General features: G+C 36.2%; 9 protein-coding genes and 1 riboswitch. Of the genes, 1 reads left to right on the plus strand and 8 read right to left on the minus strand.

All coding sequences use genetic code 11. The features are described from left to right. Positions 1–68: 68 nt before the first annotated feature. Entirely contained in the window at positions 69–971 is a 903-nt protein-coding gene (locus A2J09_RS14335; RefSeq protein ID WP_031417711.1) for a glutamate biosynthesis transcriptional regulator GltC, read from the plus strand. A 323-nt stretch (positions 972–1,294) separates the two neighbouring features. On the opposite strand, the gene A2J09_RS14340 is transcribed toward A2J09_RS14335, so the two are convergent. From A2J09_RS14340 to A2J09_RS14375, 8 genes are all read right to left on the minus strand, one after another. Further along, positions 1,295–2,356: a glycosyl hydrolase family 18 protein gene (locus tag A2J09_RS14340; protein ID WP_099806109.1), complete on the minus strand. Its 1,062-nt coding sequence runs from the start codon at positions 2,354–2,356 to the stop codon at positions 1,295–1,297. Between the two features lie 22 nt (positions 2,357–2,378). After that, complete coding sequence (locus tag A2J09_RS14345) at positions 2,379–4,130, minus strand: polysaccharide deacetylase family protein (protein ID WP_012292326.1); 1,752 nt, start codon at positions 4,128–4,130, stop codon at positions 2,379–2,381. After that, positions 4,127–5,998: a glycosyltransferase family 2 protein gene (locus A2J09_RS14350; protein WP_012292325.1), complete on the minus strand. Its 1,872-nt coding sequence runs from the start codon at positions 5,996–5,998 to the stop codon at positions 4,127–4,129. The genes A2J09_RS14345 and A2J09_RS14350 overlap by 4 nt, the downstream gene beginning before the upstream one ends. Further along, positions 5,995–7,425 carry a polysaccharide deacetylase family protein gene (locus A2J09_RS14355; RefSeq protein WP_227256894.1) on the minus strand — a complete coding sequence of 477 codons (1,431 nt, stop codon included), beginning with the start codon at positions 7,423–7,425 and terminating at the stop codon, positions 5,995–5,997. Before A2J09_RS14355 ends, A2J09_RS14350 begins: the two co-directional genes overlap by 4 nt. Positions 7,426–7,441: 16 nt before the next feature. Next, entirely contained in the window at positions 7,442–8,767 is a 1,326-nt protein-coding gene (locus tag A2J09_RS14360) for a nucleotide sugar dehydrogenase (protein ID WP_227256893.1), read from the minus strand. A 669-nt stretch (positions 8,768–9,436) separates the two neighbouring features. Beyond that, positions 9,437–10,288 (minus strand): MetQ/NlpA family ABC transporter substrate-binding protein, encoded by an 852-nt coding sequence (locus A2J09_RS14365; protein ID WP_012292322.1) that lies wholly within the window; start codon positions 10,286–10,288, stop codon positions 9,437–9,439. Between the two features lie 66 nt (positions 10,289–10,354). After that, positions 10,355–11,023 (minus strand): methionine ABC transporter permease, encoded by a 669-nt coding sequence (locus A2J09_RS14370; RefSeq protein WP_031417714.1) that lies wholly within the window; start codon positions 11,021–11,023, stop codon positions 10,355–10,357. Continuing rightward, complete coding sequence (locus tag A2J09_RS14375) at positions 11,013–12,041, minus strand: methionine ABC transporter ATP-binding protein (protein ID WP_031417715.1); 1,029 nt, start codon at positions 12,039–12,041, stop codon at positions 11,013–11,015. Before A2J09_RS14375 ends, A2J09_RS14370 begins: the two co-directional genes overlap by 11 nt. 83 nt (positions 12,042–12,124) lie before the next feature. Beyond that, a riboswitch (SAM riboswitch) is annotated at positions 12,125–12,228 on the minus strand. Positions 12,229–12,257 lie beyond the last annotated feature (29 nt).

Here is a 12,257-nt window from a genome sequence, read left to right on the forward strand (position 1 = left end):
TTATCTTCAATATTATATAATTGAGCTATAATCAATCTTATTTTTAGATTAATAGAGGTGAAATGTTAGTGGAGTTACGTCAATTACGCTATTTTGTGGAGGTTGCTGAACGCGAGCATATTTCAGAAGCTGCTGAGCATCTTCACGTCGCTCAATCAGCCATTAGTCGGCAAATCGCAAATCTTGAAGATGAGTTAGGCACTCCGTTATTTGAACGAGTGGGACGCAATGTGAAATTAACGCCGATTGGAAAGACCTTTCTTGAACATACCATTACGGCATTGAAGGCCATTGATTTTGCTGCCAAACAAGTAGAAGAGTATCTTGATCCTGCTAAGGGCTCTATTAAGATTGGCTTTCCAACAAGTTTAGCAAGCTATGTACTGCCAACCGTTATCTCAGCCTTTAAACGAGAGTATCCCAATTTGCAATTTCAGCTACGACAAGGATCTTATCGATTTTTAATTGATGCTGTCAAAAATCGAGAGTTAAACCTTGCCTTTTTAGGTCCGCTTCCTCCAAAAGATGAATCCATTGAGTCGACTATATTGTTTACGGAAAATATTGCCGCTCTTCTACCAGCTAATCATCCGTTAGCAAAAAGAGAGAGTATTCAGCTTGCTGAATTAAGAAATGATTTATTTGTGTTATTTCCAAATGGTTATATATTACATAAAGTGGCAATGGATGCTTGTCGTGCTGCAGGCTTTATGCCTAATATTATTTCAGAGGGTGAAGATTTGGATGCACTTAAAGGCTTAGTAGCAGCTGGAATAGGCGTTAGTCTGTTACCAGAAAGTTCACTTTACGATTCTGCTGCTCGCTTTACTGTAAAGGTGCCTATTGAATCACCCTCCATTCCAAGGACGGTTGGTATTATTTCTCCTGTAAATCGAGAAATCGCCCCATCAGAAGCCATTTTTTTAAATTTCGTCAAAGATTTCTTTTCACGTCTATCTCAATTTCAATAAAAAAATTGCCTTTACTGGCGATTTGGGACTATAGATAAACTCAAAAATTTTGAGTTTGCCGATAGTCTTTTTTTACAATCAAATAAGGTAAAACCTGGATATGACGGCCGAGGCGAGCCGCTTCCCTCTCTACGTTCGCTCGACTTTCCCAAATTGAAGGGTTTTAGGTAACTAATTGGCAAATCGTTACGTTTATTGATTTCATTCTTTGTCAACATCATTTCTGTTTTGTTTCTCCAAAAATCGAACAAGAGAATGACAAAAAGCCATCGAGCGTGAACTTCTCGATGACTTTTGTTGAACGTGTCTATATTACCGATTTTTTAGGGAGACAAACGCTCACCAGTTTCTTGCTCATTAATCCACTGTAATGTTTTGACACCTAATCCACCAGCACGCCACAACACTACATCATGATAGCTTTTCCTTTGGACATATTTGACCCATTTTTCAAGTGTTTCCTGATCAGCATACCAAATCTCATGACTCATATTGCTAGTATCTGTATACGTAAAATAAACAGCACCACTTGCTTTATCTCGTTGTTTCTTTGCGTTTGTTTCAGCTAATACTTTCTCCGCCTCAAGTTCCGTTAATGCAACCGTATTACCTTGAGCTACCCAATCGAAACCACCTGTAGCAAAGGCGATAGCTAATTTTTGGTTGGATTTTTTGATATTTTTTATTAAATCATTAAGAAATGAAAATGTAGCCTTCGCACCTGGACCACTATGATAGCCATGTACATTATAAGCCATTACGGTATAGCTAGGCCCATTCGGTAACTTCACATCAAATGGAAAGCTCGGCTCTAGCACTACATGCAGTGTAACATTCTTTTTCGCAAGTTCTCGGTATAGCTCCTTTAAAAATTGAACATATTTTGAAAGGTCTTCTTTAGCTATCTTTTCATAATCAATTTCAATGCCATCTGGTTGGTATTGTTCAACTACCTGCAATATATTATTGATATGCTTTTTTCTTGCTGAAGAATCCTGTACTAACCTATGCAAAAGTGTACTATCCTTTTGAACAGAAGAGGCATTATCTGTCACATAATCATTTATAAGCGTTAGAATTACATGATGTGATTCATTGAATTGCTGCTGTGTCTGTCGCAACATATCGACTGCATTATCCGTTAATAGCAATTCATCTTTATGATTAAAATAGGCACCGAAAACGCGCATATCTTGTAATCCTTGTTGGGAGTTTTGGACATCTTCTAAGGCTGATTGATTTTGCCATTCAGGTAACCACATCGATAAACGCAACTTCGCTTTATCCTTTAATTCTTCCTTTGCTATAGCAGGTGGTTCTTTACTATTACTACAAGCAGTGATAAACAACAGGGCTATACAGATAAATAATATAAAATTTTTCACTTGTTTCAAATTTCACCCCAAATTAGAAGGTTTCAATAAAGAAATCTACAACATGATTAAACAATGTTGTGCTTTTATGCTTAACCTTCTCGAAATTCGTATATTGGTTTGTAAAAATAGTTTGATCTTTCCTATCTGTAATTAAAATATCTTCAATTATTGTATCGTATATATCATCTGCATACTGTTCATGAGATGTATCTTTATGGCTAAACAATGCTCCAAATCCAATTTGAGAGCCATGGAGGCCAGGGTTTATTTGAATAGTTTCAGATAATACATGATCTACATCTACTTTTATTTTATCCTTATTTACTGTAATGTTAAATACTCTATTTTTAGTTAAGTTTCTTGGGTATTCTTCTTCAACAATCCGCGATCCCTTTTGGGTGTCCTGATACGTATAGACGGTCGCCTTATTAAACGCATACTCCTCTTCATTCCACTTAATCTCATTCAATGGGAAACGAGCCTTTTCCACAATATCTGAAGCAGGTAATTTTTCACTCACTACAAGCTCATTGTCTACCAAGGCAATACGTAAATAGCTATTTGTTTTCTCATCATAATTTACATACAACGCTTGTTCACCAACAACATTCCCTTTAAATGTAAAGTTCACGTTATATTGCTGTGGCATCATCTCCTTTAAGAGAATCCTACCTTCACTAGAAGGAGCCGATGTTAATGTAACTTCATTATTATCAAATTCTGCTGCCCCATTAATGGTTTGCCATTTTTGGGCTAATTGAGGATCTCCTATTTTAAATTCGATATTTTGATTACTTGCCTGTTTAATTTTCATCATGACATGATTGGTTGACCAATAAGGAGAAACTTGTAATCGATTCAAGTTATATAGATCACTATCTTTATCATTATAGGCACTCAATTCTAAATTAAAGTGCATACGAAACTTGTCTTTAATTTCCTTGTCATTCACACTCTGCACTAGAGGGTCCATATTATTATACAATGAATTAGCATGCATAATGGCATAGGCTTTAGGAACTTCCCCAAACTCTTGCTGATAAATTTCCTGCATAAGCTTGTAATCCTTCTTAATTCGAGCTTCCATCTCTTGTCGAGTTTCACTTGGGATCATATATTGATTACGAATAAAATCCATTAAATAGTGGTTATAATATTCGATTGTTGTTTTATTCGGTATATTATTTTCGTCAATCATCCCTAAGGACTGCCCTTTATCATTAAAAATATTAATGTAGGTTAGTCGATACCCGTTAGAGCCTAATTCCCAATAGCCGCTTTTCTCCATCAACTTCAAATCTTTTGGCTTTAAAAATTTATGGTCGCGGGTATCCATTTTATTGGCATACGTAAACATCGTAGCCTTATAATTTAATTTTTCCATAACGTTTTGTGCGAAAATACTAGAATCGGTACGGCCATCCTCAAATGATAAAAACAAGGCTTTTTCTGGTAGTGGTTTATTCTTTTGATAAAAATCCAATATATCCTTTTGTGTAATCGTTTGATAGCCTTGTTTTTCAAGCAATGTAAGCTGTTCTTCTAAATTTTTCTTTGACACGTATTTAGAGGAGTCATTTCTACTTACACCAAAATAGGACAGTGCAATAAATCCGTCTTTATTGTTTAACGGGACCGCCTCAGCAAATCGCTTGTCTGTCAGAAAGACGGCTTTAATTAACACGACTGCTAAAAAGATAACAACTACTAATTGTATAATCGAGCGTATAATTTTCCTTCGATTTTTTTTAGCTGGCTGTAAAATTACATTTTTTTCTTTCATTCCTTCTCACCCATTTTTCTAATTTTCAACATTGAAAATCGGGATTTTCGTAATTTTTGCTTTTCTATTTTCTTTTCTTTTGCCAAAACGTCTTGTGGTGTTTCCCTTGTTCCCCATGTTGATTTCCAGAATGTTACCCATGCAACTGGCATTTGCCAGAGCAAAATAAATTCATAATAAAGAACGAAGATAAACCCGAATAACCATAATTTACTTTTCCTAAAGAATAGATGAGCCAAACTCATGAGCATGGCCATTAAAAGTAAGCCTAATAAAAAGGTAGTCGGAAAAACACCATACATGATTGGCACATAGATTAAGTTGTAGACGACGACAATTGGTGCCGCAATTGGGACAATTAAGCCTATTATGAAGAAAAGGAACATGAAGGGTTCTTTTTTCCACATAAATAGAAAGGCTCGTAAAGATTCTCTTAGCCAAGAACGTTTCCATCTCATTTGCTGAGATAAAAAAACTTTAGTGTCAGAGGGAACAATCGTCGAACAAATGGCATTATCCTGATAACCTGTTCGATGTGTTTTCAAAATATAGTTTGTCATACTACGATCATCACCAAATGTAGCAGGCTGCCCAAGAAATTTTTGATTGAGCCAGGCTGTTTCATTTTTTAAAATAAGTTCTTTTCGATAACAAGCTAATGGTCCTGATAAGCAAGTCACCGTATCAAACCAAGATTCAGCGGCCTTCATAATACGAAAGGCAATATAATAACGAACTGTCTGTAATTTTGTCAGAGCATTTGTAAATTTATTTTCTACCTCTGTCCGTCCAGCTACACCACCCATTTTAGGGTCTTGGAAAGGCTGGACTAGATTGCGGATTGCATGTGGCTCCAAAAAACTATCGGAATCCACAAAAACCACTAAGTCATGCTTTGCTTGATGAACACCGGCTACCAGCGCTTCACGTTTTCCACCATTTTGAGGAAGCTTAGAAAACTTTAAGCGATCGGTTGTTTTAAAACGCCCACCCTCAAAATGAATAAGATCTATCATTTCCTTAGCTTTTTCCTCCGTCCTATCCGTAGAGCAATCATCCACGACAATGACTTCTAACTTATCTACAGGATAGTACTGATTAATACAGCTTGAAATCGTGCGATGTATCCATTCTTCCTCGTTAAACACAGGGATAATTATGGATACACCGGGCTCATAGTTTGGATTGATGGGTACATTTTTATAAAAAATACCAAATAGGTATCTACTTAATAGAAACGTTGCCGCTATAATACTATAAAGGTATAAAAATTTATTGAATCTAAAATAAATAACACTTTCTGCTCTCATCAGCATGACAATAAGTGAGACAACCAATAAGAATAAACTCGCCATAAAAACAGAAATGCCCCAACGTTTTTTTACCATATATTTATTTAAAGGTTGGAGAAATTCGCAAGCAAAGTAATATAGCGTTTGACCATCCACCTCTTTGGTAAAATGCCGGACCACCTTTGCCTTCAACTTCACTTTTGCCTCATATCCTTCAGGCATTGCCCCACCTGGGATCGTAAAATTCATTTCTAAAATTTCATCAATTAATAATTGCTGAGGCTGTTGAGAATAAACAAGAATTCCCGTTACGGAAATATCTTCAGCATAGTATTTGTCTGAACTCATTTTATGTCTTGCTCTTCTAACCTGAACCTCAAAATGAGTTTCATAGCGTAAGCTAAGCTGTTGAAGACGATAAATTTCATTGACATCTGTCGGATCAATTTCTTCTTTCTGATAAGATGCACCTCGACGATTGACAAGGTTTCGGACATTTTCGGGATCAGGAATATTTGATAGAATCCGACGATCTGAGCGCGGTACTGTTAAAACCTCTTTTTTCGTTTTTATCATTTATTCACATCCCCATTTGCATCTTCTTCAATCCAATTTGACATTTTACTAAAGCTATAACCATCTTGTTGCAACTTTTCAATAATTAATGGAAGTGCTTCAACTGTTTTCGTACCGTCTAAGATGTGCATGACAATAACCTTTCCTGGTGCTGCTCTAGATATGACCCGATCATAAATGTCCTGAGCACTGTAATCTAAATTCCAGTCAAAGGAAGCAATATCATACATGGCAATGGTTTTAATTCCGGCAGCGGTAATCACTTTAGCAGTACGCTCATCCATAATTCCTTGTGCTGGTCTAAAATAAAGTAATGGTGGCTCCTGTAACGCATAAGTAAGAGCATTATGGGCCTTCACTAAATCATCTTGTATTTCCTCTGGCGTCATTTTAGTTACATCTAAATGGTAATAAGAGTGACTTGCCACTTCATGACCTTCCTCTAGTATTAACTTGGCTAATTGTGGATTTTTCTCCACCCCACTACCGATTAAAAAAAATGTACTTTTAATATTATATTTTTTTAATACATCTAAAACAGCTTTCACCTGCTGTTCATGTGCCCAATCATCAAAGGTAATGGCGATTTCTTTTTTAGAGGTCTCTTTTCGATAATACAAATGTGGTTCAACATTTTCATAATTCAAATTAGGTTTGACGGCATCATAACCTGCTATTTCTTCTAAAGACTTTGTTAAATATCGCTCATCTATCACATCACTTAAAGTCGTAATGGTGTAATCATGTTTTTCTGCTAATTGTGCTAGTAAAGGAATGGCATCTATAATAGCAGGATTAATATAAGTGTTGAGATGAATAATAGAACCTCTATCAATATATTTGTCAATATAATCAATCAAATCTTGGGCACTTTGCATTTTTCGATCAAGTGGATTAATGGATAAACCTATCACTGCCTTCATATCCAGTGCAGCAGCTGCTAAGCGCATATTATCTGTAATATCACCTGAACGACTTCGAACAAATTTCGGCTTATATCCTAAATGTTCTTCAAATATTTGATTCGTTAAATAAATCTCCTCATAGGTTTGGTCATAGTTTAAAGCTGTGACATCTGGAAATGACAATGTACCGTTTTGTACATCATGGCCTCTTTTTAGAATGTCTCGAACAAGCTCTGGTTCCTGTGCCACACGTAGCCCCTCTAAGAAAAAGGTGGCTTTCATATTAGATTCATCTAATTTCGCCAATAGTAGCTCCATTGTTTGATTATCCGCAAAGCCATTAAACGTTAGAGCTACTTTTGGCTTAATAATATCGACATGACTGATTGAATCACTCATCGTACCATCAGATTCCTTAATCTCTATAGAAGAATCAATTGGTTGAATCGTTTTTTGTGGAGTGGATTGACATCCTGCTAAGAACATCAGGATTAGAAGCCCACATATTTTTAGCTGTTTCATTTCCCACGAACTCTCCTTATAGTCTGTAATAATTTTTATTCTTAAATAAAAAATGGGTATTACGAGTATCAAAAATTAATGAGGCTTCCTGATCAATTAATGAATAATCAATGTTGGAATGATTGGTTAAAATCAACACAGCATCTGCATCTTTAACACTTTTCTCTGTTAAAGGAACTGTGTTTAAAAGAGTTTGTTCTACCGGGAACGTTTGTATATAAGGGTCGATAATCTGTAATGAGCTCTGACTATCAAGTAATTGCTGAATGACTCGTAGTGCAGGAGATTCGCGTGAGTCGTTTATATCTGGCTTATAAGTGACACCAATAATAACAATTTTTGCGTGGCACAGCTCAATATTTTGAATACGTAAGTACTGTTCCAGCCTCTCCACAACAAAATTAGGCATCGAATCATTTATTTTATCTGCTGCTTCAATTAAAGTTGCTGAGATACCATGCTGTTGACCCGCCCATAATAAATATTTGGGATCGACAGGGATACAATGCCCCCCTACTCCTGGGCCAGGCTTGAATGGCATAAAGCCATAAGGCTTTGTTGAGGCAGCATCTATGACTTCCCAAACATCAATGTTCATTTTATAGCACATTTGACTGAGCTCATTGACAAGGGCGATATTGATTTGGCGAAATGTATTTTCCAGCAATTTCTCCATTTCGGCAACTTTGGGACTTGTTACCGTAAATACACTAGTATGAATGACTGTTTCATAAAAACCCTTTGAAACTTCCAAACAATTAGAAGTAACACCGCCAACAACTTTGGGTGTATTGGAAACTGAAAAATTACTATTACCAGGGTCCACTCGCTCTGGTGAATAAGCTAAGAATAAATCTTGACCCACAGCAAAGCCATGCTTTTGCAAAATAGGCTGAACAATTTCCTCTGTTGTCCCAGGATAGGTCGTACTTTCAAGAATAACTAATGCATTTGCTTTAATATAACGCCCGATGTCATGTGCTGCCTCTTCTATATAGGAAATATCAGGAGTACCATCCACTGTTGTAGGAGTCGGTACACAAATAATGACGACATCTACAGAAGCAAGTTTGGAAAAATCAAAGGTTGCTTCAAAATGTTGATCTTTTAATATTTGCTGTATATTTTCTTTCGGGATATCAGCTATATAGCTCTCACCGTTTTGCAACATGGCGATTTTTTCTTGATTTTTATCAAAGCCTAAAACATGAAAACCTTTCTGGACAATTTCAATGGCAAATGGTAGGCCTACATAGCCGAGACCAATTACCCCAATTGTCGCTTTTTTTAATTGAATTTTATTTAATAAAGCTGAGCTCATCGATTTCGTGTTTATCGTCATAACAATAACTCCTTTGGCTAAACTTACATGTAATTTTTATCGCCATTTTTCCGTTATCTATTCATCCTCAATATTTAGTCATATCGAGTATTTTGCAACGTAATAGGTTATTTCTTTTCCTCATCGCCATTCTGTACAAACCCCTTTCTTCTCCACATACTTTAGTATGATTTTTTTAGTCAAAATAGATTAATAAAATCCAAATTTCACAAAAAAAACTTTTCTAACAATTATATAGTACTACTCGTAACTAAACAATTTCTAAATAATTTCTTTACTCACGAAAAAACACCTACTTTTTTTTCACATACACAACAAAATAATTCATTAATTATTAAGATATTTAACAAATATATTCAGAGTCACTTATTAAGCGTAAACGAAAAAGATGCTAGGCAACACTGAAGAATGTTAATAAATAGGAATTAACATTTTTCCTTTTCAGGAAGTTGCTAAAAATCCCTCACAGCATTGGCTTTCACCGATACTGGAGGGATTAGACAAACATGTAGAACAGGGGATTATAGGAGCTTTTAAATACTTGATATAGCTATTTTTATTTCCACGGAAATCGACATCCTATCGATAATCACTATTAAAAGCAGGTAAGCAACCTCAAAAGAAAAGAGTACGTAAGTAACTCAATACTTACGTACCCTTTTTTGTAGATTATTGAACAGGTACTACTGCACCTTTCCATTCTTCTAAGATAAAGTCTTGGATTTCTTTAGAAGTTAATACTTCTAATAATGTTTTAATTTCAGGTCTTGATTCATCTCCAGCACGTACTGCGATGATGTTAACGTATGGTGACTCTTTGTCTTCAAGAGAAATAGCATCTTCAATAGGGTTTAAGCCATTATCAATAGCAAAGTTAGAGTTGATAAGTACTGCGTCCCCTTCATTGTTTTCGTACATTTGTACAAGCATTTCTGGTGCTGTATTCGCATCAAATTTAAAGTTTTTAGGATTCTCTTCTATATCCTTAATTTCTGCTGCTGTTTTATCAATACCATCTTTTAATTTAATTAAGCCCTTAGCTTCTAATAATGACAGCATACGACCGTGGTCTGATACCGAGTTAGAAAGTAAGATTGTTGCGCCTTCTGGAAGGTCTTCTAAAGACTTATACTTTTTAGAGTAAATACCAATTGGCTCAATATGAACACCACCAGCATTGACGAAATCATAGCCATTGTCTTTAATTTGCAACTCTAAATACGGAATATGTTGGAAGTAATTTGCATCCAACTCTTTTGATTCTAAATCTTGGTTTGGTAGCACATAGTCTGTATATGTTTCTACTTTAAGGTCAATACCTTTCTCAGCTAAAATCGGTTTTGCTTTATCTAAAATTACTGCATGTGGTGTATTAGAAGCTCCCACTGTTAAAGTAACGTTTTCTTTACTATCTGTTTTATCACCAGATGCTGCATTTGAATCCTCTTTTTTATCAGTACCGCAAGCTGCTAATGCTAGTACAAGTATTGATAAAAATAATCCTGTTAATAACTTTTTCATGTATGACACTCCCTTTATTTTAATGAAAATATGTTAGCGGTAAGAACCGGAATAACCTCAGTTTTATTAACGTTTATCAATTTTTTCTGTAATGAAATCACCTATCCATTGGATGATAAAGACTACTACTAAGATCAAAATAGTTGCCATTAATGTCACATCTTGGCGATTTCTTTGGAAACCGTCTAGGAAGGCTAAGTTCCCGAGACCCCCTGCACCGATTATCCCTGCCATTGCTGTATAACCGACAAGTGCTACAGCCGTAACAGTAATACCCGAAATGAGTGCTGGTAATGATTCAGGGATCAGTACTTTCCAAATAATTGTGGCTGTTTTAGCCCCCATTGAACGAGCTGCTTCAATAACACCCTTATCAATTTCTCGTAGCGCAATTAATACCATACGTGCATAGAACGGAGCCGCACCGATAATTAAAGCAGGTAAAGCAGCATTGGCTCCACGGATTGTACCAAGTAAAAACTTAGTAAATGGAATTAATAAAATAATTAACACGATAAATGGAATAGAACGGAATATATTAACGAGTGACCCTGTTAAAAAACTAACAATTTTATTAGCCCATAACTGATTCGGACTAGTTAAAAACAGGACAATCCCAATGGCTAACCCTAGAATAAATGTAATAACTGTTGAAATGGCCGTCATATATAATGTTTCATATGTAGCCTGCCACATGCTATCCCAGTCTACATTGGGAAAGAGATTAGTTAGCATCTGCAATCACCTCCGTTTGCACTTCCACTGTATTTAAATAGCTTAAGGCTTCAGTCACGTTTGCTTTCGACCCATCAATTTGCACAATGAGAGTACCATATGCACCATTTTTGGTTTGCGAAATATTCCCATGTACAATGCTTACTTCCACATCGAATTGCTTTACTAGATGTGAAATAACTGGCTGTTCTGTTTTTTCACCAACAAAAATCAATTTGACAAGTTGTCCAGTTGGATAATTTGCTTTGATTTGTTCTACTGTATCCTGTGTTTCCTTTGTATTGGTAATTTGCGCTACAAATTTCTTAGTAATGGCAGCCTGAGGAGCCTGGAAAACTTGCAATACTTCTCCACGCTCTACAATTTCGCCTGCCTCCATCACTGCTACACGATGACAAATCTTGCGGATGACATGCATTTCATGAGTAATGAGGACAATCGTTAACCCTAAACGTTCATTAATATCCACCAGTAAATCAAGAATGGCATCTGTTGTCTCAGGGTCTAGAGCAGATGTAGCCTCATCACATAGTAAAACCTCTGGATTATTGGCTAATGCTCGCGCAATCCCTACACGTTGCTTTTGTCCACCAGAGAGCTGTGATGGATATGCTTGATCACGACCTTCTAGGCCAACAAGTGCTATCAATTCCTTCACCCGTGCCTCACGTTGAGCTTTTGATACACCTGCGATTTCTAATGGGAAGGCAATGTTTTCTGCAACTGTTCGTGACCAAAGTAGGTTGAAATGTTGAAAAATCATACTAACCTTTTGTCTAGCTGCTCTAAGCTTTTGACCTTTAATCGATGAAAAAGCCTGATTGTTCACTGTTACTGTTCCTGTTGTTGGTTTCTCTAAGCCATTAAGTAAACGAATCATCGTACTTTTACCAGCGCCACTATAGCCGATAATGCCAAAAATTTCACCCTTATTAATAGTCAGGTTAACATCTTTGACTGCCGTTAATTCGCCATTTGCTGTTTTGTATTTCTTCGTTATATTTTGAAGCTGTATCATAGCGAATACTCCTTTTCTTATATAAAAAAACCCCTCCACTTATAGACAAGTAGAAGGGGTCACGTATTATACGTTGAACCGTTCTCTCATCTTTCAAAGAAAAATCTTTGGGTGATTTGGCACCTTTTCACTATGTGATGGTTGCCGGGCTTCATAGGGCACTTCCCTCCGCCGCTCTTCATAAGAGTTCGATATATTTAATGTTTTAGTAATATA

This window comes from Lysinibacillus sphaericus (assembly GCF_001629735.1).
Taxonomy (GTDB): Bacteria; Bacillota; Bacilli; order Bacillales_A; family Planococcaceae; genus Lysinibacillus; species Lysinibacillus pinottii.

What these genes read in the sequence shown, in the direction of transcription:
- A2J09_RS14345 (WP_012292326.1), bottom strand. Translation starts at nt 4,130, where the DNA reads ATGAAAGAAAAAAATGTAATTTTACAGCCAGCTAAAAAAAATCGAAGG.
- A2J09_RS14350 (WP_012292325.1), bottom strand. Translation starts at nt 5,998, where the DNA reads ATGATAAAAACGAAAAAAGAGGTTTTAACAGTACCGCGCTCAGATCGT.
- A2J09_RS14365 (WP_012292322.1), bottom strand. Translation starts at nt 10,288, where the DNA reads ATGAAAAAGTTATTAACAGGATTATTTTTATCAATACTTGTACTAGCA.
- A2J09_RS14370 (WP_031417714.1), bottom strand. Translation starts at nt 11,023, where the DNA reads ATGCTAACTAATCTCTTTCCCAATGTAGACTGGGATAGCATGTGGCAG.
- A2J09_RS14375 (WP_031417715.1), bottom strand. Translation starts at nt 12,041, where the DNA reads ATGATACAGCTTCAAAATATAACGAAGAAATACAAAACAGCAAATGGC.
- A2J09_RS14360 (WP_227256893.1), bottom strand. Translation starts at nt 8,767, where the DNA reads ATGACGATAAACACGAAATCGATGAGCTCAGCTTTATTAAATAAAATT.
- A2J09_RS14355 (WP_227256894.1), bottom strand. Translation starts at nt 7,425, where the DNA reads ATGAAACAGCTAAAAATATGTGGGCTTCTAATCCTGATGTTCTTAGCA.